Raw genomic sequence first — 25284 nt, 5'->3', positions numbered from 1 at the left:
TATGAAGACTTTAAATATAAATACATATAAAATAATAGTACTTGCAAGTATCTTTTTAATAAGTTTTACTAGCTGTAAGTCTGTAGATAATGCAAATAATAAACAAAAAGGCGCCGTTATAGGTGCTGCTGGAGGCGCTGTTTTAGGGGCAATTTTAGGAAATAACATTGGAAAAGGTGGTAATGGCGAACTTGGCGCTGTTATTGGTGGTGTTGTTGGTGGTGGTGCTGGCGTTTTAATTGGAAATAAAATGGACAAACAAGCCCAAGAAATTGAAGAAGAAATTCCAGGAGCTCAGGTAGAACGTGTAGACGACGGAATTGTAGTTACCTTCGATGAAAATAGTGGCGTATACTTTGCTACAGATAAATTCAATATTAATAGTGCTTCTCAAACAACTTTAAATAAATTAGCAAATGTGTTTAAAGAATATCCAGACACAAATATTTTGGTGGTAGGACATACAGATAGTGTTGGTGCTGAAGCTTATAATATGACACTTTCTAAAAACAGAGCTTATTCTGTAACAAATTACTTAATTTCTACAGGAGTAAGTAATGGTAGATTTACTACAAACTGGTTTGGAGAAACACAGCCTATGCACGATAATTCCACAGCTGAAGGCCGTGCAAAAAACAGACGTGTTAATATTGCTATCTTACCAAGTAAGCAAATGATAGACGACGCACAAAATCAAGCAAACAATTAAAATAAATAAAACATGAAAAATAGATTATTAGGAATTTGTGTATTTGCACTGCTTTTAATTACAAGTTGTAATTCGAATAATAAAAAGCAACAAGAAGTCGAAGCAGAAACAACAAAACAAAATGATGAATTAGTAGATATGCATACCAGCGAAAATGCATTAGATTGGGAAGGCACCTACACAGGGACACTTCCATGTGCTGATTGTGAAGGCATAGAGAAAACTATTAAGCTTAACAATGATCAAACTTATGTTGCAAGAGATATATATTTAGGTAAGAAAGATGGAGATTTTGATAGCCGTGGTTATTTTAAATGGTTAGAAGACGGACAAACAATTTTATTATCAGATGAAAATGAAACTAGTTTTTTTGTAGGTGAGAACACCTTAACACAATTAGATAAATCTGGAAATAAAGTTACTGGAGAGTTAGCAGATTTTTATATTCTGAAAAAACTACAAAATAATTCTACTAACACTTCAGAATTTACAGACACCAAGTGGAAATTAGTCAAATTAATGGGGAAAGACATTACAGATTCTGAAGCTTTTATTTCTTTCGCAACAGATGAAAATAGAGTTTTTGGAGATGCAGGATGTAATACCTTTACTGGTTCTTTTAAAATAGAAAACGGAAGTCAGTTAGAACTTTCTAATGTAGCTACAACCATGAAAGCTTGTCCAGACATGACAGTTGAATCCCAATTTATGGAAGTACTTAATACAGCTGATAACTTCTCTTTAAACGGAAATACCATGACACTTAATAAAGCAAAAATGGCTCCTTTAGCTGTTTTTGAAGCCGAAGAATAAACATTATTTAAATTAATCCATATTTAAAAACCCAAGTATTTTTACTTGGGTTTTTTATGTAATAACTAGACCCTTTAAAATACATATTACTACAATAACTTCTTAAATCTTACTTTCGCTCTAAACAAGGTCATTTTTCAAAGTAACTCAATCCTAAATTAGTATATATGCCTATCTTTGAGAATTGATAATTTTCTGCAATTAGAAAATTTTTAAACAAGTCTTTCATTTAAATTAAAATCCATGAGAACAATTGCATTTTTTCTGAGCCTTTTCTTAAGTGTCCACGTTGCTCAAAGTCAACAACAAATGACTCCAGAACTACTTTGGCAAGTAAAGCGCCTTAGTGCTTTAGGTCTAGACAGTCAAGGAAATCAACTTTTTTATCGCGTATCCACTCCAAATATGGAAACTAACGGATTTGACTCCAAATTCTACAAAATTCCTGTAAATGGAGGAACTCCCGTAGAAATAACCAAAGATGATGTTGCGGTTGCTGATAAAAACATCTCGCCTGATGGTCGTTTTAAAATGTTCGATAAAGCAGTTGCTATAGAAGCTATTCATAGTAAAGATGTGTATAAGTCTTTAGAAAAATCGGATGCCTATATTTTTACAGATTTAGATAACAGACATTGGGACACTTGGTACGACGGAAAATTCAACCATGTTTTCTATAAGGCAATCAATGCTGAAGATACAGATGCTATAGACATTATGCCTAACGAGCCATATTATAGTCCGCAACGTCCTTTTGGTGGCGACGAAGATTATATCTGGGCTCCGGATAGTAAGAGTATTTACTATGTAAGTAAAAAATTAAAAGGAAAAGCTTACGCTACCAGCACCAATACAGATATTTATAAGTACAATTTAGCCACAAAAACTACTACCAATATTACAGAAAAAAATCGTGGTTACGATATGAGCCCAGAATTTTCAAGTTTAGGCGCTCTAGCATGGTTACAAATGAAAACCGAAGGTAACGAAAGTGATAAAAACGATCTGATTGTTCTAGAAAATGGTATCGAACAAAACCTAACTGCACGTTGGGATGGCACCGTAAGAAGTTATAAATGGAGTAAAGATGGAAAGAAAATTTACTTTACGGCTCCTGTAGATGGTACTATTCAATTGTTTGAGGTTAATTACCCTGGAAAAAAACGTATTGCGCCATTAGTGACTCAATTATCTGAAGGTCCTTTTGATGTGACTAGTATTGTTGCAGAATTAAACAATAGCCTACTTGTTACACGTACTGATATGAATCATGCTGCCGAAGTGTTTCGTTTCGATTTAAAGAAGAAAGATTTTGAGCAGATTACAAACGTTAATACCGATTTTTATAGTAAAATCGATATGCCAAAAATTGAAAAACGCTATGTAACCACTACAGATAACAAACAAATGTTAGTTTGGGTTATCCTTCCTCCAAACTTCGATGCTTCTAAAAAATATCCAACGTTATTATACGCTCAAGGTGGTCCACAATCGCCATTATCGCAATTTTATTCGTATCGATGGAACTTCCAAGTTATGGCCTCGCAAGGATATATTATAGTAGCTCCAAACCGAAGAGGTATGCCTGGACACGGCGTTAAATGGAATGCAGATATAAGTAAAGATTGGGGCGGACAAGTTATGGACGACTACCTAAGTGCTATTGACAATCTTGCCAAAGAACCTTATGTAGACAACGATAGACTTGGTGCTATTGGTGCAAGTTTTGGAGGATATTCGGTGTTTTATTTAGCTGGAATCCATGAGAAACGCTTTAAAACTTTTATCTCTCACGATGGCGTTTTCGATACCCGAACAATGTATGGCACCACCGAAGAATTGTTTTTTGTAAACAACGATTGGGGTGGGAACTATTGGGATAAAGACAATAAAACAGCTCAAAAAGCGTATAATGAATTCAACCCAATATCTAGAGTTTCTAAATGGGATACTCCCATATTAATTATACAGGGAGGAAAAGATTATCGCGTGCCAATCGAGCAAGGTTTAAGTGCATTTCAAGCAGCACAACTCTTAGATATAAAAAGTAAATTACTTTATTTTCCAGATGAAAACCATTGGATTCTACAGCCACAAAACGCCATTGTCTGGCAAACAGAATTCTTTAAATGGTTAAAAGAAACCTTATAAAAACATCAAACCCCTTTTAGCTAAAAAAGGGGTTTATTCTTTTACGCAATTCACAAGAAAAATCACAGGTCTTACCGCAAATATCTTCATATATTTGTAGCTCAACCTATAGATTATATTAAGCATGTCGATGATTTCCTATATCATTTCCCAAACACAACTTTCGGACGTTTCTGTAAAAAACACGGTAGAATTATTAAATGAAGCCTGTACGGTTCCGTTTATTTCACGTTACCGAAAAGAACGAACAGGTAATCTGGATGAAGTTCAAATTGGAGACATCGTTAAATACAAAGAACAATTTGAAACCCTAGAAAAACGAAAAGCAAGTGTTTTAAAGGCTCTGGAGGAACAAGAAGTTTTAACAGACGACTTAAAAATAAAAATTGAAACTACTCAAGATTTAACCACACTTGAAGACCTTTATTTACCCTTCAAAAAAAGTAGAAAAACCAAAGCTGAAACTGCTAGAAAAAATGGTTTGGAACCTTTGGCTAAAATCATTATGAGCCAAAATGCTTCAGATCTAGAATCTATTGCTTATAAATACGTAAAAGGAGAAATTGCTTCTGTTGAAGATGCTTTGGAAGGTGCGCGCCATATTATTTCCGAATGGGTAAATGAACGTACAGATGTTAGAAATAATATTCGTAAGCAATTAGAACGTTTCGCCATGATTTCTTCTAAAGTAGTTAAATCCAAAAAAGAGACTGAAGATGCACAAAAATTTCGAGATTATTTTGAATGGGAAGAGTCTTTAAATAGAATTCCTTCTCATAGATTATTAGCCATTTTAAGAGCTGAAAAAGAAGGCTTTATAAAAGTGAAAATTGAGATAGACCAGGAGAAGGCTTTGACAAAAATTGAAGATAGGATTATTCGATCTAATAATGCCTGTTCCAAACAAATTGAAATAGCCATTCAAGATGCCTATAAGCGTTTGTTATTTCCATCCTTATCTAATGAGGCGTTGCAGAATGCCAAAGAAAAAGCCGATGCTTCTGCCATAAATGTCTTTGCTAAAAACCTTAAACAATTATTATTAGGATCCCCTTTAGGTGAAAAACGTGTTTTAGCCATTGATCCTGGATTTAGAACTGGCTGTAAAATTGTGTGTTTAGATGCCCAAGGAAATTTAAAACACAACGAAACCATCTATCCGCATCCGCCAAAAAGTGATTCCCTTGGTGCCATGAAAAAAATAAGTTCACTTTCTGAAGCCTATCAAATTGAAGCCATTGCTATTGGAAACGGAACAGCCTCGAGAGAAACCGAAGCGCTTATTAGAAAAATTCATTTTAAAAATGATATTCAGGTATTTGTAGTCAGCGAAGCAGGAGCTAGTATTTATTCGGCTTCAAAAATTGCTAGAGACGAATTCCCAAATTATGATGTAACTGTTCGTGGTGCTGTTTCTATTGGACGACGTTTACAAGATCCGTTAGCCGAATTAGTTAAAATAGAGGCTAAATCTATTGGCGTTGGACAATACCAGCACGATGTGGACCAAACAAAACTTAAAAGCGAATTAGATACCGTTGTAGTAAGTTGTGTAAATGCAGTAGGCGTAAACATTAACACAGCGAGCACAAGTCTAATGAGTTATGTTTCTGGAATTGGACCAAAACTAGCAGAAAATATTTTTAATTACAGAACCGAAAACGGCGTGTTTAAATCTAGAAATGCTATTAAAAAAGTACCTCGTCTTGGAGAAAAAGCTTTTGAACAGGGTGCTGCATTTTTGAGAATTAAAGAGGCTAAAAATCCGTTAGACGATTCTGCTGTACACCCAGAAAGCTATGTTATTGTTGAAAAAATGGCTAAAGATTTAGACAAGCCTATTTCAGAATTAATTGGTAATTCTACACTACTTCAAAAGTTAGACTTAAAAAAATACTGTACAGATTCTGTGGGTTTACCAACACTTCAGGATATTATAAAGGAATTAGAAAAACCTGGATTAGATATTCGTGAGCAGGCTAAAGTCTTTACTTTTAATCAAAATATAAAATCAATAACCGATTTAAAAGAAGGGCAACTTCTTCCTGGTATTGTAAACAATGTTACCAACTTTGGTGCTTTTGTAGATATAGGAATTAAAGAAAGTGGCTTGATTCATATTTCTAATCTGGCAGACCGTTTTGTGAGCGATGTAAACGAGCATATAAGCCTACATCAACAAGTAATTGTTAAGGTGTTAGAAGTAGATGTAGCACGAAAACGCATTCAATTAAAGCTTCATAAGTAAAAGGATTAAGATCGTTCCGAAAGCTTTCGGAACTTATAAAGCATAGAATATAGACCTGTTTAATTACGTATTATTATATATCCTAAAAATTAAACCCAGTCTAAACTCTCAATTGTGACTAAAGCCTCATATAAAAACAAAGATATTGTCAATTGAAACTATATCCATAATACTTTTTATTGATTGGTGACAACATATTTTAATAAAACTGGATAATATTTTATCATACTTGGTTAATTTAGTCTCATCAAAATCTGGAAATAGGACGTACATTTGCAGCTTCAAATTAAGAAGCTAAATAGTTTTCAGATGAAAAAGGCAAGAATCGCGTTGTTTATTGGAATAGTTTGTATTTCTATATTCCCTATTTTGGTTAAATTAAACCTAACTCCAGGAGTGATATCAGCATTTTATAGAATGTTGTTTTCCTTGTTGTTGTTATTACCTTATGTTTTAATATCTAAACAATTTAAGGTACCCAGTCTTAAAATGGCAATTTTAGCCATTATTTGCGGGGTTGTTTTTGGTAGCGATGTCGCAGTTTGGAATATTGCTATTCAAGAGTCTACCGCTACTCAGGCATCTTTATTAACGAACCTCTCTCCAGTTTGGGTGGGTGTTTTAGCTTTGTTCTTTTTAAAGGATAAACCAAAAACTAACTTTTGGATTGGTACCATGGTTGCTGTTTTTGGGATGATGATGCTTGTTGGTTTTACCGTATTTAAAACGCTTGATTTCGACTTAGCGTTTAGTTTTGGTATCCTATCAGGAGTTCTATACTCTGTCTATATGCTACTAAGTAAAGAGGTTTTGAAGAAAATGAATGTTATTACTTTTATGACTATAAGTTTGGCAGCTTCATCTATATACTTAGGAGGTTTAAGCTACGCTATAAACGAACCCTTTTCCGGTTTTTCAAATGCTGGTTGGTTGGTATTAGTTATTCAAGCTGCTGTTTGTCAGCTTGCAGCCTGGTTATTAATTAGCTATGCAACACAGCATATGCGCGCTACCAGAGTTTCAGTTAGTTTGTTGGGGCAAGGTATTTTAGCTTCTATTTTAGCATGGTTATTAATAGACGAAGCTATTTCTCTACAAATGGTTTTTGGTGGTTTTGTATTACTTTTTGGAATTCGGATTACTTTTTACGAAAAGCAAATATTATCAGCTTTTCAGTCTACAACGAAATCAGTAAAAAAACGTGTTTTAAAACATATCTAATTTCTAAATTTTGAAATAAAAAATTAAAGTCTAGAGTTGTTCTATACTAATTTTTCCAGAACAGCTCTAGATTCACTACCATAAATACCATCAACAGTTATTTCATACTTTTTTTGAAAAGCTCTAAGTGCTGCTTCTGTTTTAGGGCCAAAAACGCCATCCGCACTTCCACTTAAAAAATCTAATTGTTTTAAAAGTTGTTGTAATTGTTTTACGTGATTATTACTATCGCCTTGTCTTAGATAACCTGTTGGAATTTGTAGGTCGCTATTATCATGATCTGTTAAGCTTATAAAGTCTAAAATTCGATCTAAAGGATAGGTTTGAATATTTACCTCATCGTCTTGATTACCACCGAGACAATAAATAGATTTTCCACTCTTGGTATAACCCATAAAGAACCCCACATGTCCTCTCCAATCATCTTTACTCCCTCTCCAAAAAACAACAATATCTCCTGGTTGAGGCCATTTGGTTTTTTTACCTACTTGCAACCAACTTCTGGCATTTGGTTTATTCGATCTTGGTAAATTAGCTTGCATAGCTACCCAATTTGCAAAAATACTACACCAAGCAACTTCATCGTTACCAAAATTTAAGCCTGTGGTTTCTTGATATTCTAAAATACGTTCGTTGTGCTTTTCTCCATGGATTTCTTTTTGGCCGAGTTCGCCCAAGGCAATTTTTAATGTGTCTCCTAGCATATCTATTAAAATTTAAAGATTTATACGATTGCTATTAAACTAGAAAGGAAGATAATTTTTACTAAAATAAATAAAAAAAAGCGACCTAAGTCGCTTTTAATCAAGTATTTTAATGTTTTATTTACTTAACATCAGTAATTCGTCACACAGAACCTCTGTTATGTATCGTTTATTACCATCTTTATCTTCCCAAGAGCGGTTTGTTAATTTGCCTTCTACGGCAATCTCCTTTCCTTTGGAAACATACTCTTCTACAACTTTTACCAAGCCTCCTCTTACTACCACATTATGCCAGTATGCACGTTCTATTTTTTGACCATTTTTGTCTTTGTAGCTATCGTCTGTAGCCATTGAGAATTTAGCCATTTTGTTACCATCTTCGAAATTGATTATTTCAGGATCTTGTCCTAATCTTCCAATCAACTGTACTTTGTTTCTAAGCGTTTTCATAATTTTAAATTTTAATGCCTGTCCGAAAACAAGCGGGTTAAACAGTTAATACTATTGAATATCGTTCGGTCAATTCAACGGTACAAATATGCAATCACTTCCAAATATTAGTCGGTTATTAACTAATTAAACTCGTTTGTAAATGTTTGTAGTCGTTTGTAAACGATTTTTTATTCAACTTTAATTCATACCTTTAACAGTAATGGCAAGACTTATAAGTTATTTTTATCCCATTACTAAAAAAATTGAATCGGATATTAACGGAACCTTAGAAATTACCTGGTATAATGGAAAGAAGCATTTAAACACTAAAAATGCTAACTATTCTTATGGCTCTTTACAACGGATTTTAAAGTTTGGATTAGAAAAAATAGAACTTTCAAACGTAAATTCTGTTTTACTGCTTGGTCTTGGGGGTGGTAGTGTTATACAAACACTCAGAAAAGATTTCAATTATAAAAAAAATATAACCGCCATTGAAATTGACCCAACAATTATCAACATTGCTAAAGACGAATTTCAACTTCAGAACAATCAACAATTAGAGATTATTTGTGCTGATGCGCTCCAATATATTGAAGAAAATAAATCTACTTTCGACCTGATAATTATCGATTTATTTATAGACACACAGGTTCCTAAACAATTCCTTGATCTTCCGTTCTGGGAAAATATCCTGCAACGGAAATCTACAAATGGAGTTATTTTATTTAATGCTTCTTTAGAGAATTCGATGAATACAGAATTGAAAACTATTATCGATTATTTAAAAACTCATGTTTACAAAGTAAGCGTTTTTGAGAAGGTGAATAATACCAATACAATTGTTATAACAAGACCTTTATAGATATATTTTACCTTACATCGTTATTGTTTCTTGGCATCATCCTTAGTTATAAAATTATCTGTATATTTATTTTTAATTACACTAACTTTTTGAAACCAATGGGATTACTTAAAAAAATATTATTATATCTGTCGGTTATTTTAATATACATAGCTTTAATAAAAACTAGTCCAGAAACCCAATTTAATTTAACTCAAGAAGATGGATTATTTGAAAATGCAGGAGCCATTGCATTCTTTCTTGCTTTTATAATTTTTACCTATTTATTCATTCAATCAAAACATTTAGAGAATTTGTTTTTTGGGATAAAAACAAAAAGGAACATATTCTATATTTTACTTGCTATACTATTTTTAATCTCATGTGGCGAAGAAATTAGTTGGGGACAACGCATTTTTGGATGGAGTACTCCAGAATCTTTAATGGAAATGAATGCCCAACAAGAAACAAATTTTCATAATTTATGGTTATTCCAGTCTTACAATAGCGATGGATCCTCTAAATCGTTTATGGAACTATTTTTAAATGCAGGCAGACTTTATACAATTTTTTGGATGCTTTACTGTGTGTTGATTCCTATTGCCTGTTCAATTTCTGTACAAATAAAGAAACTTGTTAACTATATAGGAATTCCTATAGTCCCTTTATGGATTGGTGGTTTTTTTCTTGTAAATTATTTTAGCCTATATGCAACTCTTTATATTTTTCATTCGCATATGGATGAAGCAAATAGAATCAATGAGGTAAGAGAATCGTTTCAAGCCATTGGGTTTCTAATTTTTGCTTTTTACAGTCTCTCTAAATATCGAAAAGCCATGCAAAATCGATAATTAAAAATTGATAACATTCTTACATCTAGCGATAAAATTTAAAAGAAAATAGATTCTGGACAGGTGCTTGAGGAATCTATTTCATTCCAAATCTCAAAAATCTCTTTATACGTTTTATATGAATAATGTATATCTTTATAATTAAGTCCAAATTCCTGAGCTTATGAAATCTATTTTAGCTGGTGTCATTTTTTCACTAATCGCATATCTTGGTTTTAGCCAAGGTCAAACCATAAAATTTTTAGAGAATAGCACGTCTCCAAAAGCTAACTTAGACGAGGTTTCTTGGATTCAAGGCTATTGGCTTGGAGAAGCTTTTGGTGGAATAACCGAAGAGTTTTGGAGTCCTCCCCTTGGAGATTCCATGATGTTTAGCTTTAAACTTGTGGTTGATAATAAGGTGGTATTTTATGAAATAGGTGGCATTAGACAAGTTGGTGAAACCTTATTATTACAATTAAAACATTTTGGAAACGATTTTAAAGGCTGGGAGGAAAAAGATGAAACTATCGATTTTAAATTGGTAAAAATAGAAAAGAACAAAATCTATTTTGATCAATTTACTTTTGAAAAAATTTCTGAAAATGAAATGAATCTCTATGTGGTTATCTCAGATCAAGGACAAAAGGAAGAAGTGAAATTTAATTACATACGTCAGTAACATGCAAAAGCAATGCCCAGAATGTGGTGACAAAATAGTTGGGAGAATAGATAAGAAATTCTGTAGTGATGCCTGTAGAAATTCTTATAACAATCGGGTGAATAAAGATTCTAAAAACCTGATAAGAAATACCAACAACCGATTACGAAAAAACTACCGTATTCTAGAAGAACTCAATCCAGATCAAAAAACCAAAAGTTCTAGAGCTAAACTAATAGAAAAAGGTTTTGATTTTAATTATTTCACCAGCATTTACACCACTAAAGCCGGAACGGTTTATTACTTTGTTTACGACCAAGGATATCTACCTCTGGAAGGAGATTATTACGCTTTAGTAAAACGTGAAAGTTAAAAGTGATTTAACTTCTACCAATTACTTAAGTTCTAACATCTCCTTATAGGTTATTTTTGATAGATTTTTTATATTTTTAAAAGAAATCAAAAAAACCATTGAATCATGACTTATTTCTTTTCAACAATTTTAGAAAACATAACCTTTGAAGAAGCAATTACTAAAACAAAAGCGGCATTAAAAGAAGAGGGGTTTGGTGTATTATCTGAAATAAATATAAAAGATACTCTCAAAAACAAATTAGATGTAGACTTAGACCCATATATAATTTTAGGTGCCTGTAGTCCAAAACACGCTTATGAAGCTATAAAATCTGAACCAAATATTGGTGTCTTTTTACCTTGCAATGTCATTGTAAAACAAGTCAGACATAAGACGTTTGAAGTATCTGCTGTCGACCCTATTGCATCCATGGGGTCTGTTGAAAACAAAAACTTAGGCCAAGTAGCAAAAGACGTTGAGGGAAAACTTAAGAAGGTGATAGCTCGTTTAAAGTAAAAACAACAAATACCATCCATCCTGGACATATTTCTGCTAAGATTTACATTTTAAAAATTAGCACTAAAAATAGTACCATTACCAAAAAACTTATTAAAAAATAAGTTTTTAAATATATAGAAAAAGCCATCAAACATTAAATTTGATGGCTTTTTTGTTTTGATTGAAAACCTAATTATGAGTCTAAAATAGATCCAGTAGTCCCGTTCTTTTCTATCCTAACAGAACCAATAAACACCCAAATAATTTTCTAACATCAGTTGACACTCACCCTCACTCACTTTTAAGTTTTCCTTAACTTTTTTCAATTACATGATTTATATCATGTTTTAATAAAACCTACCCACATATTTTTGTATAAAAGATAAAAAGGTCTTTTAAACTAATTAACCAATAATCATATGTTATCAAAAAAACAAGCACGCGCGTTTTTCCTGGGAGGGACTGTGGTAACCTTTCTTATTTTTATAGGACTAACCATCTTCTCTCTTAGTAAAAGTCAAGATCAAACTAACCATGAGGGCATTACCGAGGCAGTTGTTCGAGGGAAAATCTTATGGGAAGAAAACAACTGTATGGGTTGCCACACACTTTTAGGGGAAGGTGGCTACTACGCCCCAGAACTTACTAAAGTATTAGACAGAAGAGGCGAAGGCTATATCAAAGCCGTCTTAATGTCGCCAATTTCATGGAATCCCAATGGAAGAAAAATGGTAGCTTACGGATTTACCAAAGAAGAATCCGACGATTTAATAGCATTCTTTGATTGGATTGGAGGCATTGATCTTAATGGCTTCGACCATATTGTATCTCCTTTAGCCAAAGACAAAATTGAAAGACAAACTAAATAACCAACTAACAGATGAAATATAAATCTCAAAAAGTAGCCTATTGGTTTTTTGCCTTTTCTATGCTACTACTCGTATTACAACTTGTCTATGGTTTCATTATGGGTTTTGCCCGTATTGGAATGGATGGACTGCATGAATTTATTCCTTTTAATACGGCAAGAGCCGTTCATACCAATCTTTTGGTAGTTTGGTTGCTCTCTGGTTTTATGGGAGCCGCTTATTATATTATTCCTGAAGAAGCTCAACGCGAATTAGTAGGTGTTAAATGGGCTTATGTACAATTAATCTCCCTAGCTGCTGTAGGCGTTGCTGCTGTAGTAGGATATCACTTTAATTGGTGGGAAGGAAGAAAGTTTTTAGAAATCCCAAGACAATTAGACTACTTGGTAGTTGCCAACGTCCTCTTATTCTTAGGACTTATCTTAGCCACACTTTATAAGGGAAAACGAAAAACCACAACAGCCATGGTACTTACCATGGGGCTTGTATTTGCTGCCTTACTATACATTCCGGGAATGTTGCCTTTCGACAGTCAGGTAACCGATTCCTTTTTTAGATGGTGGGTAGTTCACTTATGGGTTGAAGGTGTATGGGAATTAATTATGGGTGGTATTTTAGCCTTCCTATTAATTAAACTTACTGGAGTAGACAGAGAAGTTATCGAAAAATGGCTCTATGTGATTGTTGGTTTAACCTTCCTCTCAGGAATTTTAGGTACAGGTCACCACTACTATTATATTGGTGTAAATAAAATCTGGTTAGTTGTTGGAGGTATTTTCTCAGCTCTAGAACCTTTAGCTTTCTTAGCTATGGCCTTATTTGCTGTAAATATGTATAGAAAAGGTGAAAAGAAACATCCAAATAAAATTGCTTTATTCTGGACCATTGGTTCTGCCATTGTTTCTTTTGTAGGTGCAGGTTTATTAGGATTTGCACATACCTTACCACAAACAAACTTATACACCCATGGAACTTTAGTAACTGCTATGCATGCCCATCTAGCATTTTGGGGAGCTTATGCCATGATTGTCCTAGCCATTATTAGTTACTCACTTCCAAATATGACTGGAAGAAAACTCTATGACAGTAGCGTAGGACGAGCAGCATTCTGGTTATCTAATATTGGAATGGTTGGAATGACCGTTGCTTTTGGAGTTGCTGGAGTAGCACAAGTATATTTGGAACGAAAATATAAAATGGACTTTATGGAAGTTCAAAATGAAGTGAGTATTCATTTTGTGGTTCTTATTTTATGCGCCACTATGTTTGCCACTGGAATTGTTATGTATATCTGGGATTTCTATAAACACGGAAAACCCACAGATGAAGCCTTAGATTTAGAATCCGATTTATAACACTTAAAATAAAAAAGGTCTTTTGGTTGTATATAGACAATGAAGTTCAATTTGCTCATACCTGACAATTACCCCACTTCAAACATCTTTAACTAAAGGGCCTTTTTAAATTTTATTACTCATGAACGAAACATTAGTAACATCCGATTTAAAACCAAATATTTTGAAAACAGAAACCCAACATACAGATACCAACATCCCTTTCTATAAACCAATAGCCAAAGAGGTCGAAGTATTTGAGCAGGCCTACAAAAACAAAATCCCTGTGTTACTAAAAGGCCCAACTGGAACTGGAAAAACACGTTTTGTGGAGTTTATGACCCATCAGTTAGAGAAAAATTTAATTACTATTTCCTGCCACGAAGAAACATCTTCTACAGATTTAATTGGACGTTATATTATTAAAGGTGCCGAAACAGTTTGGATAGACGGACCACTTACAAAAGCCGTAAAAGCTGGTAACATTATCTATTTAGATGAAATTGCCGAAGCCAGACCAGATGTTATTGTAGCCATTCATTCCTTAACCGATCATAGAAAAGAGTTGTATATCGATAAGCTAGGCGAAACCATCAAAGCACATCCAGACTTTATGTTGGTTGCTTCATTTAATCCTGGATATCAGAAAGGGTTTAAAGAATTGAAGCCTTCGACCAGACAACGTTTTATTGCTTTGGCTTTTAATTACCCGAATGAAAAGGATGAAGCTGAAATTCTAATCAACGAAACTCAAATCGATATATCTACAGCAAAAAAATTAGTTTCTATAGCCAATAAAATTAGAAATCTAACGGAATTAGGTTTAACCGAAACCGTTTCCACACGCTTATTAGTAGATGCTGCCAAATTAATCCATTCTGGTTTAGGAAAGCGCTTAGCTGTGCGTGTGGCTGTGGTAGAACCTTTGACAGACGATACAGAAATTACAGATGCTTTAGCAGATCTATGTGATTTAATGATATAACTGAAATTCTTGTCTAAATAAAGAATCATGTTCGAACCAGATGAATTCATCTTTTCCAAAGTAGCCTCTTTTTTGAAGCGTCGTAAAAAGAATGCTCAAGAAACACTGGAACATGCTGTTAAGTTAGAGGATATCAAACAAAGACTTACCATTTTCTCTAGAGCTATAACGGGTCAAGCTATCGAAATTTTTGAAGCCGAACGCGAAGGTGGCTATAAAAATAACAGCTTCTTCTTACCTACTCGTTTTTCTGAATTTCAAAGTATCGAAAAAAATATCAAATTCTATATTTTTAGAGTGGTTTATCTCTCTGTACAAAAGAATCTAGGTTTAAATTTCACTACTGAAGACGAATTTACTTTAGAATCTGCCCGAGAAAAAGCTTTTGAAACTTCAACATTAGTTTTAAATGACATGTTTCAGCAATTCCCTATAACTAAAAGAATTCATCAGGAATTAATTTCGTATTATTTCAAATTAGCTACCGAAAAAACACCTGAAGATTTAACTTTTATCTATGGAAAATGGATGCGAAATGATCCGGAAACCTTAAAAAAGTCTGTTTTAAAGAATATTTCAGAACAGGTAAAACAAGCCATAGATCACGAAATAAACACCATTTTAAAAGCCAATGCAGTTGAAGAAATTAGCACCTTAGAAATAGATAAAAAGCAGCAGGAAGATTATGTCATGACACATAATTTTGAAAAAGCTGAAACCGCCGAAGAATGGGAAGGTGGTTGGAGAGATTTTGATGGCGACGACGATTTGGATGATCATGAAAATGCCTTAGAAGACCTTAACATGAAACATACGGTCCGTGTGGACGACCCTGTTCACTCCATTTATCAAGCAGAATTTATTGAAAACACTACTATATCGGAAAGTGCCGAATTGGATACCGAAGCTCCACATATTGCTTACGACGAATGGGATTATACCAAACGTGAATACAAACCTGAATTTTGTAAGGTCTATCCAAAAATTCAACAAGAAACCGATTCTGCATATTATAAAAGCACGCTTCAAAAAAATGCGTCAACTCTGGCTGGTTTACGTAAAATGCTGACTTCGGTTAACAATAAATACCAGCAACAACGCAGACAAAACCAAGGAGAGGATTTCGATTTAGATGCGTTAACAGATTTGTTTGTGGATGTGCATTCAAGACATACACCTTCAGAAAACATTTATCTCTCAAAACGTAAAAAAGAAAAAGATTTATCCATTTTAATCTTATTGGATATCAGTCTTTCCAGCGATGGTTATGCTGCAGGAAATAAAGTTATAGATGTAGAAAAACAAGTCTCCATTATTTTTGGTGAAATTTTAAATGAATTCAACGTCGATTTCTCCATCAACAGTTTTTATTCAAAAACTAGAAACTACGCCACCTATTTAGCTTTAAAAAGTTTTGATGATACGTGGGATCAAGCCAAATACAAAATTGGAGCTGTAGAACCAAGTGGATATACAAGAATTGGAGCTGCATTGCGTCATTCAGGCGCTTTACTAGACAAACGAGATACTAAGAATAAATGGGTCATTTTAATTTCGGATGGAAAACCCAACGACTACGATAAATACGAAGGAAAATATGGCATCAACGATGTAAAACAAGCCCTTCGAGAATTAAATCAACGTAACATCAATTCTTATGCTTTAGCCATTGAAGCTCAAGCAAAATATTATTTGCCACAAATGTTTGGGCAAAACCATTATCAAATATTAACAACTCCTGTAGAATTACTGCAATCTTTAGTAAAACTCTACGAGAAAATTAAACATCAAAGTTAAAATGAATTCCTATTTACCAGAGATAGAAAAGTTGGACCAAGGACATCCTTTGCAAATTTATTATCAAGAAAGTGCCTTGATTCAAGATTTGATATTAGAATTATATGATGTGAAAGTTTCAGAAGACTTTCAAAAATATTTCAATATTTTCAATAAATTAACAACCATTGAAAAACGCTTTAAACGCAAGGAAAATCAGCTTTTCCCTTATTTAGAGAAACATCATTGGAATGGACCTAGTCAAGGTATGTGGTCGTTTCATGATGTTCTAAGAGAGCAAATCCGATTATTAAACGCACATAATGAGACGAGAGATTTAGAAAAAATCACTGAAAATCTCCCTTATTTATTGGAAGGAATTAAGCGACTCATGCTAATTGAAGATCAGAAATTATTTCCGAATGCCATGCGTTTATTAACCAAGGAGGATTGGGAAGAGTTTTATCAAGGCGATGAGGAAATTGGGTGGATGCTTAAAGAAAAGCCGGCTCCTTTTCCAGCTAAAGAACCAGAATACATTCATCCAAGTGAAGATCATACAAAACGTACCCAAAGCTTCTCTTTAGAAAACACATCTCATTATGATGAAGGTTATATGACTCCTGAACAGGTGAATTTACTATTGAAATTTTTACCCGTAGATATTACTTATGTGGACGAAAACGATAAGGTTATTTTTTACAACCGAGGTGAAGATCGCGTATTTGCACGAAGTAAAGGAATTATTGGAAGAGAAGTGCGTTTTTGTCATCCCCCTAAAAGTGTGGATATGGTTTTAAGAATTTTAGAAGAATTTAAAGCTGGCAATAAACATACGGCTGAATTCTGGTTCAATTTTAAAGGACAAATCATTTACATCAGATATTTTGCTGTCAGAGACCAAAATAAAGTTTATAAAGGCGTTATTGAAATGTCGCAAGATATCACCGAAATTCAAAAATTAGAAGGACAAAAAAGACTTTTAGATTGGGACTAAATCATACATTATGAATCAAGCAACAACAAAATCATCGCTTTACTATCCACCTGGAGGCATTTTAATGTGGATTATTATTTACTTAGAACTAATCACTTTTGGCGCTGTTTTGGTTGCCATGGTTTGGTATAGCAAAGACGAACCTCAGCTGTTTCACGAATCTAGATTATTATTAAATACCAGCTTTGGCGCTATAAACACCTTGTTCTTATTAGTTAGTGGTTTTTTTATGGCGCTAACAGTTGGTAGTTTAAAAACTCAAAACATAAGCAAGTCAAAACTGTATTTGAAACTAACCATGCTTGGTGGCCTTTTGTTTTTAGGACTGAAAACCCTAGAATATTCAGATAAAATTGATGCAGGTTTAACCATGGGTTACAACACCTTTTTCTCATTTTATTGGATGTTGACCTTGTTTCACGTAATTCACGTTATAGTAGGTTTGGTCATCTTAGCTTCGGTTTTAAGAACTATGGTTAAAAAACCAGAAAATCTCATTATAGAAGATGTTGAAGCTAGTGCAACGTTTTGGCATATGTGTGACCTTGTTTGGCTCCTATTGTTTCCTGTAATTTATTTAATTTTTTAAAAATGAAGAAACTACCTTTCTTAATCGTCTTAATTATATTGGTAATTCTAACTGTGTTATCTGCACTTGTTTCCAATTCAGGTATTGGAAATGGGCCTCAATATATCATGCTACTTTCGGCCTTAAAATTTTTAGCAGTCGCTTTTTATTTTATGGAATTACGCCATGCTAACACTTTTTGGAAAGTACTTTTAATTGGCTGTTTAACTATTTTTATTGGTTTGGTCTTAATTATTTAATCTGAATCAGCTCCAAGAATATCAAACTTTTTTAAAGAAATGTAACGTCCTTTCTCTTTAATTTCCTCCACAAATTGGGCTACGGTTTTATCTTTAAAATCTTTAAATATCTTATTTTTAAAAGCAGAAACGGTAAAATGAACAGGACAAGGATTATCATCCCCACATTTTGAAAGTCCTAAAAAACACTGATTGAATTTATCGGTACCGTCTATAACAAGGATAATATCCCAAACGGTTTTTTCTTTGTTTTCTTCACTTAAATAAAATCCGCCATAAGGCCCTTTAGTAGAAGTTACTAGGTGACTTTTATTTAACTGCTGGAGTAATTTAGCTAAAAAAGGTTGAGGTACTTCTAATTCTTCGGAGATAAATTTTACACCAATTTTATGTTTTTCATCCGAGCACATTCCTAAGTAAAGAATAGATCGAATGGCGTATTGACAGGCATTAGATAACATCTTATTTTTTTTCAAAGATATAAAAAGATACTTTTATCCTATATTATTTAACAATAACTTAATTTATGATTAATATCATAAATTATAATGCTGACTAATCTTAAATTCGTCTCTTGTTAAATTCGTAAATAGTTATACACCTTGGACTTAAAAAAAGAGATCCTACGTTTAAAAAAAGAAAAGAATGCTGTTGTTTTAGCACACTATTATCAGGTGCCAGAAATTCAAGACGTAGCAGATTATGTAGGTGACAGCTTAGGCTTATCACAGAAAGCAGCTGAAACTGATGCCGATATCATTGTATTTGCTGGGGTACATTTTATGGCTGAAACAGCTAAAATATTAAACCCAACTAAAACGGTTGTTTTACCAGATTTAAAAGCTGGTTGTTCTTTGGCCGATTCTTGTCCGCCAGACGCATTTCAAATTTTTAAAGAACAACATCCAAACCATGTAGTGATTACTTATATCAACTGTTCTGCAGAAATTAAAGCAATGAGTGATATTGTTTGCACCTCGTCTAATGCCTTGAAAATTGTAGAATCAGTTCCAAAAGAAGTTCCAATTATTTTTGCGCCAGATAAGAATTTAGGACATTATATCAGCAAGGTTTCTGGTCGTGATTTAGTGCTTTGGGAAGGCGCTTGTATTGTACACGAAGCATTTTCCATAGACAAACTTTTAAATTTATATAAAGAACATCCTGGCTCAAAAATTATCGCTCATCCGGAGTCTGAAGCTCATATTTTAGATGCTGCCAATTATATAGGTTCCACAGCTGGAATGATTAATTATGTAAAAGAAAATCCACGTGAAAAATTTATTGTAGCTACTGAAGCTGGTATCCTTTATAAAATGCAACAAGAAGTCCCAAATACTCTTTTAATTCCTGCTCCTGCACAAGAAGACAACACTTGTGCCTGTAGCGAATGTGCTTTTATGAAAATGAACACCTTACAAAAACTATACGATTGTTTATTGAATGAAAGTCCACAAATTGACGTGCCGGAAGCTATTAGAAAACAAGCTTTAATTCCAATTGAACGCATGTTGGAACTGTCGAAATAAAACATGAAAACCCAATTACTCATTATTGGTTCCGGTGTTGCTGGCTTAACTTTAGCAATAAAGTATGCCGAAGCTTTTCCCAAAAAAAACGTCATCATTGTTACAAAAGGTAATGAAGACGAATCCAATACCAAATATGCTCAAGGTGGCGTGGCTGTTGTCTTGGATGATAAAACCGATTCCTTTCAAAAACACATAAAAGACACTTTAATTTCTGGTGATGGTTTATGTGACAAGGCCATTGTAGATATGGTTATTACCGAAGGTCCCAAACGCTTAAGAGAACTCATGCTTTGGGGTGCTCAATTTGACCTAGACCCAACTGGAAATCTCGATTTAGGAAGAGAAGGTGGCCACAGCGAATATCGTGTGGTGCATTATAAAGATATTACAGGTTATGAAATTGAGAGAGCTTTATTGGCTCGTGTTCATCAACTTGAAAACATCACACTTTTAGAGCATCATTTTGCCATAGATCTAATCACGGAGCATCAATTAAATCAAACCACAGAAAACACAACTTGTTTTGGAGCTTATATTTTAAATCAGAAAAGTGGAGAGATTTTAACCCTTCAGGCAGATAGTACCGTTTTGGCAGCTGGCGGCATTGGTCGTGTCTATGGACATACAACCAATCCAATGATTGCCACAGGTGATGGGATTGCTATGGCATATAGAGCTAAAGCGATAATTAAGGATATGGAATTTGTTCAATTTCATCCAACGGCTTTATATACAAACCAAGAAGGTTCTGCTTTTTTAATTTCGGAAGCCGTTAGAGGCTTTGGAGCCTATTTAAGAACCAAATCTGGCACACGGTTTATGCCAAATTACGATGCACGTGCTGAACTAGCTTCCAGAGATATTGTGTCGCAAAGTATTGATAGCGAACTGAAAATATCTGGCGATTCTTGTGTGTATTTAGATTGTAGGCATTTGGATGTAGAAGCCTTTAAAAATCATTTTCCAAATATTTATCAAACGTGTTTAGAAAACAACATCGACATTGCGAAAGATTGGATTCCAGTAGTACCTGCTTCACATTATTTATGTGGTGGTATTGAAGTGGACTCCCATGGAAAAACATCTATTACAAATTTATTTGCTTGTGGAGAGTGTAGCAGAACGGGACTTCATGGCGCCAACAGATTGGCTTCAAATTCTTTGTTAGAAGCATTGGTTTATGCACATAACATCTACAAGTATCACTGCGAAAACCCTATTTCAAAAGTAAATCGAGAGCTTCCAGATTGGAACGATGAAGGTACAAGCATTCCAAAAGAACATGTTTTAATCCAACATAATTTAAAGGAATTGCAAGCTCTAATGCGTGATTATGTTGGTATTGTAAGAAGTAACGACCGTTTAAATAAGGCTATATTGCATTTAGATGTTATTTACAATGAAGTTGAAACACTTTACAAAACTTCTAAAGTTACTACCACGCTTTGCGAATTAAGAAACATGGTGAATGTAGCCCATTTAATTATTGGCCAATCTTTAAAAAGAAAAGAAAATAAAGGGGGATATTTTAATGTAGATAATTTATAGACTTATTTCCAGGTGTGTCCCTTTAAGTCCATGGCTGCTTTTAAAATATCTTTCTGACTAATCTGCCCAACTAATTTGCCATTTTCAACAATTGGAAAACGTCTTCTTCTGGAGTCTAAAAATTTATTAGCAGCATCTAGTACATTCATATTCCCATCTATGGTTTCCACGTTTCTTACCATACGTTTGTCTACATTATCAATTTCTTCAGGCATATTGTAATATCTACTTTCACTTATTTGTTTTAAACAGTCTCCTTCAGAAATCATACCAATCAATTCATTGTTATCATTAACTACAGGGCCTCCAGAAATTTTATATTTAATTAAAGCATCTATTACATCCTCTACAGATTGCTCTGGTTTAAACGTAATTAGGTCTTTAGTCATAATATCGCTTACCTTAAAAGGAAACTCTTGAGATGTATCTTGCTGTTGCTTTCTAGCTCCTTGAAAACTCTTTATTGCCATGGTTTTTAGTTTAAAAGTGAATCTTAAATATACTTGTTTTTAGCGAGTTATCCTAAAAAAAATAAGTGAGATAATTTTTATATTTTTATAAAAACTAACTAATCACATAAACCATGTTTAAAAAAGCCATTTCCATCATACTAATTATTGCTGCTATTTATTGGAGTTTTTCAGCATTATTACCTAGTAAAATTTCTACTATCGATGCGCCAGATAATTCATTTTCTACACAACGAGCGTTAATTCATTTAAAGGAAATTTCAAAAAAACCACATTATGTAGGAAGTCCAGATCATGAACGGGTTAGAAATTATTTAGTAACTGCTCTAGAAAATTTAGGCTTAGAAACTGAAATTCAGGAAGGATATATTTTAACAGATTGGGGAACAATTACGAAACCCAAAAATATTCTTGCTAGAATTAAAGGTTCAGATAATTCGAAAGCATTACTATTGCTTTCCCATTATGATAGCAAATCGCATACATCTCTAGGTGCAAGCGATGCTGGTTCTGGTGTAGTTACTATTATTGAAGGTTTAAGAGCATATTTACATGAAAATAGAACTCCTAAAAACGATTTAATAATTCTATTTTCAGATGCTGAAGAACTAGGGTTAAATGGTGCTTCTTTATTTGTTAATAAGCATCCATGGGCAAAAGATATTGGCTTGGTTTTAAACTTTGAAGCTCGTGGAAGTGGAGGCCCGAGTTATATGCTCATGGAAACCAATGGCGGAAACAAAGAACTAATTTCAAATTTTATAGCTGCCAATCCAGAATATCCTGTAGCAAACTCTTTGGCATACAGTGTTTATAAAAAGCTACCTAACGACACTGATTTAACCCGGTTTAGAGAAGATGGTAATATAGATGGTTTTAATTTTGCTTTTATTGACGATCATTTCGACTACCATACTGCTTTAGATTCTTACGAAAGATTAGACAGAAACACCTTAGAACATCAAGGCAGTTATTTGATGCCTTTATTGAATTATTTTTCTGATGCAGACCTAAGCAATTTAAATAGCAACGAAGACAACATCTATTTTAATGTCCCACTATTTAAAACAATTAGTTATCCATTTTCTTGGATTACACCCATGTTAATATTAGCTTTTTTAATTTTTATAGGCCTTATTTTTTATGGATTAAGCAAAAGAACCTTGCATGCTAAAGAGATGGGAAAAGGAACTCTGATGTTTCTTGCAGCCTTAATAACTAATGGTATTATCGGCTTTTATGGATGGAAATTTTTACTTACTATTTATCCAGATTACACTGAGATACTTCATGGTTTTACCTATAATGGACACACTTATATTTGGATGTTTTCTGTATTATCCTTAGGGATTTGTTTTTGGCTGTATCATAAAATTTATAAGCCAGAAAACACGGCTAGCTTATTAGTTGGTCCTATTTTTATTTGGATTATTATATGTGTCTTAGTGGCATTTGAACTTCCTGGTGCGAGTTTTTTCATTATTCCAGTATTCTTTGGATTAATTAGTTTATTTGTTTTGGTGAGACAGAAACAACCAAATTTTCTATTAATGGTGTTATTAACATTTCCGGTTTTAACCATCATGTCTCCATTTATAAAAATGTTCCCAGTTGGGTTAGGCTTAAAGCTCCTATTGGCTTCATCGGTATTGGTAACTTTAATTTTTGGATTATTACTTACCGTATTTGGATCTTTTAGGCACAAAAACAGATGGTCTTATGTCTTGTTTTTAATAACCATTAGCGTCTTTATTTCGGCGCATTTAAATTCAAGTTTTAATGATGAACATCCAAAGCCAAATAGCCTTGTTTATTATTTTGATACAGATATTAATGAAGCTGTTTGGGCAACTTATGATAACATCTTAGACCCATGGACCGAAGCTTATCTTACTAAAACTCCAGACACAGACCATGCTATTTCACAAACCACTTTTGGCAGTAAATACAATACACGTTTTAATTTTAGTAAAAAAGCACATATAAAGCCTATAAACAAACCCTATGTTGATGTTCAAAAAGATACTATAATTGGAGAAGACAGACATCTTAAATTATTTATTTCACCTCAACGTCATGTTCATAGAATGGACATTTATGCCGATTCTTCAAATGTCTTTACTTCCTTTAATGTGAATGGACTTGAAATTGAAAAAAATCAAGATGGTATTGTGTTTTCTAATAGGGATTTCAATAGATTATTTGAATATTATGTGGTAGATGAAAAATTCTTAGTATTGAATTTTACGGTTCCTAAAAACCAAAAAACCTCTTTAACTTATTACGAATCTTCATTTGATATTTTAAACAACGAATTATTTAGAGTTCCTGAAAGACCGAAAAATATGATTCCGAAGCCTTTTGTTTTAAATGATGCCGTTATGCTTAAAAAAACGATTGTTCTTGATTAATCTTTTTGTAAACAATTAGCATGTTTTTAAGACATTAACTCATTATTTTTTATAGTTTTGGCAGTCTAAAAAAAAACACAACACGTATAATCACATGAAAAAAATCATCATATTAGCATGTATAGCTATGAGTTTTAGCTTAAATGCACAAAACACTCAAGAATTATTAAAGCATTATGAAGCTTACTATAAACAAATGAAGGCTCAAGGAGACATGCAAGGTATTATTAATGGATTAACACATTTAAATATTCTTATGCCTTCTACTGAAAGACAAGACACTTTAGCTTATTTGTACATGAATGATGGTAAATTTGTACAAGCTTTAAATACCATTGGAGTTGATGTTAAAGAATCTGATACAGACATGGCTGTAGAAATTAAAGCCGTTTCTTTAAAATCCTTAGGCCAACCAAAATTGGCTATAAAACAATTTGAAGAGCTCTTTAAGAGAACTCAAAATGTAACACTTACCTATGAGTTAGCAGAGCTTTACATCCAAAATCAAAATTTAATTGAAGCTGCTAAACAAGTTGAATATGGTTTATTACACGTAGAAGACAACATGCAAAAAACCTACTACGAATCTCAACAACCTTATCAAGTACCTTTAAGAGCTGGTTTTTTATATCTTAAAGGTTTAATCACGTTTAACCAAAGCAAAGAAACAAATATTGATGCCGCTGTCTCATATCTTGAGCAAGCGCTTACCATAGCTCCTAACTTCAATTTGGCTTATGTAAGTAGATCTGCTTTATTAGGACAAAAAGAGCAACCAGTGAAAAAAGATTAATTTATTGTTTGTAGTTTATTATAATTTAAAAGAAAAAATCATCTATCTCGACACTCGAAAATAGATGTTTTGTAAAGTAAAAAGTAATTAAAAGCGTTTATGAAAATAGACAATTTTTACTGGATAACAAAATATATTATAAAGCAACTAAACCCTTATAGATTAAGCTTTTATAAAAAAACAAATAAGCATATCTTCTGCAGGAACTTCTATATCTTGAAAGCCATATTAATCTAAAATAAAATAGATAAGTCTCTTAGTTAAAACCAAAAAAA

26 protein-coding genes are annotated in these 25284 nt (G+C 33.3%); 22 read left to right on the top strand and 4 right to left on the bottom strand.

Translation table 11 applies throughout. The annotated features are described in order from the left end of the window. Position 1 precedes the first annotated feature (1 nt). The 5 genes from OS191_RS11725 (at position 2) to OS191_RS11705 (ending at position 7142) form a co-directional block, all read left to right on the top strand. Positions 2–709: a YiaD family glycine zipper/OmpA-like lipoprotein gene (locus OS191_RS11725; RefSeq protein ID WP_267155900.1), complete on the top strand. Its 708-nt coding sequence runs from the start codon at positions 2–4 to the stop codon at positions 707–709. 12 nt (positions 710–721) lie between these two features. Beyond that, positions 722–1522: a copper resistance protein NlpE N-terminal domain-containing protein gene (locus OS191_RS11720; protein WP_267155899.1), complete on the top strand. Its 801-nt coding sequence runs from the start codon at positions 722–724 to the stop codon at positions 1520–1522. Positions 1523–1765: 243 nt separating this feature from the next. Further along, positions 1766–3673 carry a S9 family peptidase gene (locus OS191_RS11715; protein WP_267155898.1) on the top strand — a complete coding sequence of 636 codons (1908 nt, stop codon included), beginning with the start codon at positions 1766–1768 and terminating at the stop codon, positions 3671–3673. Positions 3674–3797: 124 nt separating this feature from the next. Further along, the gene (locus OS191_RS11710) at positions 3798–5921 is read left to right on the top strand and encodes a Tex family protein (protein ID WP_267155897.1); all 2124 of its coding nucleotides are present in this window, start codon (positions 3798–3800) and stop codon (positions 5919–5921) included. Between the two features lie 309 nt (positions 5922–6230). Then, positions 6231–7142, top strand: a complete 912-nt coding sequence (locus OS191_RS11705; protein WP_267155896.1) for a DMT family transporter — start codon at positions 6231–6233, stop codon at positions 7140–7142. A gap of 41 nt (positions 7143–7183) precedes the next feature. Here the strand turns inward: OS191_RS11705 and OS191_RS11700 are convergent, their stop codons facing one another. Together OS191_RS11700 and OS191_RS11695 are read right to left on the bottom strand one after the other, a co-directional pair. Further along, complete coding sequence (locus OS191_RS11700; RefSeq protein WP_267155895.1) at positions 7184–7846, bottom strand: C40 family peptidase; 663 nt, start codon at positions 7844–7846, stop codon at positions 7184–7186. A 117-nt stretch (positions 7847–7963) separates the two neighbouring features. Continuing rightward, positions 7964–8296 carry a single-stranded DNA-binding protein gene (locus OS191_RS11695; RefSeq protein ID WP_267155894.1) on the bottom strand — a complete coding sequence of 111 codons (333 nt, stop codon included), beginning with the start codon at positions 8294–8296 and terminating at the stop codon, positions 7964–7966. Between the two features lie 202 nt (positions 8297–8498). Here OS191_RS11695 and OS191_RS11690 point away from each other — a divergent pair, with 202 nt between their 5' ends. The 13 genes from OS191_RS11690 (at position 8499) to OS191_RS11635 (ending at position 18255) form a co-directional block, all read left to right on the top strand. Continuing rightward, positions 8499–9143 (top strand): spermidine synthase, encoded by a 645-nt coding sequence (locus OS191_RS11690; RefSeq protein WP_267155893.1) that lies wholly within the window; start codon positions 8499–8501, stop codon positions 9141–9143. 98 nt (positions 9144–9241) lie between these two features. After that, the gene (locus OS191_RS11685) at positions 9242–9973 is read left to right on the top strand and encodes a hypothetical protein (RefSeq protein ID WP_267155892.1); all 732 of its coding nucleotides are present in this window, start codon (positions 9242–9244) and stop codon (positions 9971–9973) included. Positions 9974–10136: 163 nt separating this feature from the next. Then, a complete protein-coding gene (locus OS191_RS11680; RefSeq protein ID WP_267155891.1) occupies positions 10137–10634 on the top strand; it encodes a DUF6265 family protein in 498 nt (165 codons plus the stop codon). A 1-nt stretch (position 10635) separates the two neighbouring features. Then, positions 10636–10986 carry a hypothetical protein gene (locus tag OS191_RS11675; RefSeq protein WP_267155890.1) on the top strand — a complete coding sequence of 117 codons (351 nt, stop codon included), beginning with the start codon at positions 10636–10638 and terminating at the stop codon, positions 10984–10986. 105 nt (positions 10987–11091) lie between these two features. Then, positions 11092–11484 (top strand): DUF302 domain-containing protein, encoded by a 393-nt coding sequence (locus OS191_RS11670; RefSeq protein WP_267155889.1) that lies wholly within the window; start codon positions 11092–11094, stop codon positions 11482–11484. Between the two features lie 14 nt (positions 11485–11498). After that, entirely contained in the window at positions 11499–11588 is a 90-nt protein-coding gene (locus OS191_RS15585; RefSeq protein WP_416236425.1) for a hypothetical protein, read from the top strand. A gap of 297 nt (positions 11589–11885) precedes the next feature. Beyond that, complete coding sequence (locus tag OS191_RS11665; protein WP_267155888.1) at positions 11886–12335, top strand: c-type cytochrome; 450 nt, start codon at positions 11886–11888, stop codon at positions 12333–12335. An 11-nt stretch (positions 12336–12346) separates the two neighbouring features. Then, on the top strand, positions 12347–13690 hold the full coding sequence (locus OS191_RS11660; protein ID WP_267155887.1) for a cbb3-type cytochrome c oxidase subunit I: 1344 nt from the start codon (positions 12347–12349) through the stop codon (positions 13688–13690). A gap of 121 nt (positions 13691–13811) precedes the next feature. Further along, the gene (locus OS191_RS11655) at positions 13812–14654 is read left to right on the top strand and encodes a CbbQ/NirQ/NorQ/GpvN family protein (protein ID WP_267155886.1); all 843 of its coding nucleotides are present in this window, start codon (positions 13812–13814) and stop codon (positions 14652–14654) included. Positions 14655–14681: 27 nt separating this feature from the next. Beyond that, entirely contained in the window at positions 14682–16451 is a 1770-nt protein-coding gene (locus OS191_RS11650) for a nitric oxide reductase activation protein NorD (RefSeq protein WP_267155885.1), read from the top strand. Position 16452: 1 nt separating this feature from the next. Beyond that, positions 16453–17427: a DUF438 domain-containing protein gene (locus OS191_RS11645; RefSeq protein WP_267155884.1), complete on the top strand. Its 975-nt coding sequence runs from the start codon at positions 16453–16455 to the stop codon at positions 17425–17427. A gap of 10 nt (positions 17428–17437) precedes the next feature. Next, positions 17438–18016 carry a cytochrome c oxidase subunit 3 gene (locus tag OS191_RS11640; RefSeq protein WP_267155883.1) on the top strand — a complete coding sequence of 193 codons (579 nt, stop codon included), beginning with the start codon at positions 17438–17440 and terminating at the stop codon, positions 18014–18016. A gap of 2 nt (positions 18017–18018) precedes the next feature. Beyond that, positions 18019–18255 carry a cytochrome C oxidase subunit IV family protein gene (locus OS191_RS11635; protein ID WP_267155882.1) on the top strand — a complete coding sequence of 79 codons (237 nt, stop codon included), beginning with the start codon at positions 18019–18021 and terminating at the stop codon, positions 18253–18255. Here the strand turns inward: OS191_RS11635 and OS191_RS11630 are convergent. After that, a complete protein-coding gene (locus OS191_RS11630; protein ID WP_267155881.1) occupies positions 18252–18716 on the bottom strand; it encodes an RrF2 family transcriptional regulator in 465 nt (154 codons plus the stop codon). The two genes, OS191_RS11635 and OS191_RS11630, sit on opposite strands and share 4 nt — an antisense overlap. A gap of 141 nt (positions 18717–18857) precedes the next feature. Between OS191_RS11630 and nadA the strand changes: the two genes are divergently transcribed. After that, complete coding sequence (nadA, locus tag OS191_RS11625; RefSeq protein ID WP_267155880.1) at positions 18858–19784, top strand: quinolinate synthase NadA; 927 nt, start codon at positions 18858–18860, stop codon at positions 19782–19784. Positions 19785–19787: 3 nt separating this feature from the next. After that, positions 19788–21335, top strand: coding sequence for an L-aspartate oxidase (gene nadB / locus OS191_RS11620; protein WP_267155879.1), 1548 nt, complete (start codon positions 19788–19790; stop codon positions 21333–21335). Between the two features lie 2 nt (positions 21336–21337). Here the strand turns inward: nadB and OS191_RS11615 are convergent, their stop codons facing one another. Beyond that, positions 21338–21805: a CBS domain-containing protein gene (locus OS191_RS11615; RefSeq protein WP_267155878.1), complete on the bottom strand. Its 468-nt coding sequence runs from the start codon at positions 21803–21805 to the stop codon at positions 21338–21340. A gap of 113 nt (positions 21806–21918) precedes the next feature. Between OS191_RS11615 and OS191_RS11610 the strand changes: the two genes are divergently transcribed. After that, positions 21919–24216, top strand: coding sequence for a M28 family peptidase (locus tag OS191_RS11610; RefSeq protein ID WP_267155877.1), 2298 nt, complete (start codon positions 21919–21921; stop codon positions 24214–24216). A 94-nt stretch (positions 24217–24310) separates the two neighbouring features. Continuing rightward, positions 24311–25009, top strand: coding sequence for a tetratricopeptide repeat protein (locus OS191_RS11605; protein WP_267155876.1), 699 nt, complete (start codon positions 24311–24313; stop codon positions 25007–25009). The last annotated feature ends 275 nt before the right edge of the window (positions 25010–25284 follow it).

It is taken from the genome of Xanthomarina sp. F2636L (assembly GCF_026410195.1).
Taxonomy (GTDB): Bacteria; Bacteroidota; Bacteroidia; order Flavobacteriales; family Flavobacteriaceae; genus Xanthomarina.
Note: the sequence above shows the minus strand (reverse complement) of the source record. Positions and strands in the feature narration are given on the sequence as shown.

Bases quoted from the DNA above. Each gene is read 5' to 3' on its own strand.
- OS191_RS11715 (WP_267155898.1), top strand. From the start codon at position 1,766: ATGAGAACAATTGCATTTTTTCTGAGCCTTTTCTTAAGTGTCCACGTT.
- OS191_RS11725 (WP_267155900.1), top strand. From the start codon at position 2: ATGAAGACTTTAAATATAAATACATATAAAATAATAGTACTTGCAAGT.
- OS191_RS11605 (WP_267155876.1), top strand. From the start codon at position 24,311: ATGAAAAAAATCATCATATTAGCATGTATAGCTATGAGTTTTAGCTTA.
- OS191_RS11630 (WP_267155881.1), bottom strand. From the start codon at position 18,716: ATGTTATCTAATGCCTGTCAATACGCCATTCGATCTATTCTTTACTTA.
- OS191_RS11675 (WP_267155890.1), top strand. From the start codon at position 10,636: ATGCAAAAGCAATGCCCAGAATGTGGTGACAAAATAGTTGGGAGAATA.
- OS191_RS11665 (WP_267155888.1), top strand. From the start codon at position 11,886: ATGTTATCAAAAAAACAAGCACGCGCGTTTTTCCTGGGAGGGACTGTG.
- OS191_RS11695 (WP_267155894.1), bottom strand. From the start codon at position 8,296: ATGAAAACGCTTAGAAACAAAGTACAGTTGATTGGAAGATTAGGACAA.
- OS191_RS11680 (WP_267155891.1), top strand. From the start codon at position 10,137: ATGAAATCTATTTTAGCTGGTGTCATTTTTTCACTAATCGCATATCTT.
- OS191_RS11610 (WP_267155877.1), top strand. From the start codon at position 21,919: ATGTTTAAAAAAGCCATTTCCATCATACTAATTATTGCTGCTATTTAT.
- OS191_RS11635 (WP_267155882.1), top strand. From the start codon at position 18,019: ATGAAGAAACTACCTTTCTTAATCGTCTTAATTATATTGGTAATTCTA.
- OS191_RS11720 (WP_267155899.1), top strand. From the start codon at position 722: ATGAAAAATAGATTATTAGGAATTTGTGTATTTGCACTGCTTTTAATT.
- OS191_RS11700 (WP_267155895.1), bottom strand. From the start codon at position 7,846: ATGCTAGGAGACACATTAAAAATTGCCTTGGGCGAACTCGGCCAAAAA.
- OS191_RS11710 (WP_267155897.1), top strand. From the start codon at position 3,798: ATGTCGATGATTTCCTATATCATTTCCCAAACACAACTTTCGGACGTT.
- OS191_RS11655 (WP_267155886.1), top strand. From the start codon at position 13,812: ATGAACGAAACATTAGTAACATCCGATTTAAAACCAAATATTTTGAAA.
- OS191_RS11650 (WP_267155885.1), top strand. From the start codon at position 14,682: ATGTTCGAACCAGATGAATTCATCTTTTCCAAAGTAGCCTCTTTTTTG.
- OS191_RS11640 (WP_267155883.1), top strand. From the start codon at position 17,438: ATGAATCAAGCAACAACAAAATCATCGCTTTACTATCCACCTGGAGGC.
- nadB (WP_267155879.1), top strand. From the start codon at position 19,788: ATGAAAACCCAATTACTCATTATTGGTTCCGGTGTTGCTGGCTTAACT.
- OS191_RS11670 (WP_267155889.1), top strand. From the start codon at position 11,092: ATGACTTATTTCTTTTCAACAATTTTAGAAAACATAACCTTTGAAGAA.
- OS191_RS11690 (WP_267155893.1), top strand. From the start codon at position 8,499: ATGGCAAGACTTATAAGTTATTTTTATCCCATTACTAAAAAAATTGAA.
- OS191_RS11660 (WP_267155887.1), top strand. From the start codon at position 12,347: ATGAAATATAAATCTCAAAAAGTAGCCTATTGGTTTTTTGCCTTTTCT.
- OS191_RS11645 (WP_267155884.1), top strand. From the start codon at position 16,453: ATGAATTCCTATTTACCAGAGATAGAAAAGTTGGACCAAGGACATCCT.
- OS191_RS11615 (WP_267155878.1), bottom strand. From the start codon at position 21,805: ATGGCAATAAAGAGTTTTCAAGGAGCTAGAAAGCAACAGCAAGATACA.
- OS191_RS11685 (WP_267155892.1), top strand. From the start codon at position 9,242: ATGGGATTACTTAAAAAAATATTATTATATCTGTCGGTTATTTTAATA.
- OS191_RS11705 (WP_267155896.1), top strand. From the start codon at position 6,231: ATGAAAAAGGCAAGAATCGCGTTGTTTATTGGAATAGTTTGTATTTCT.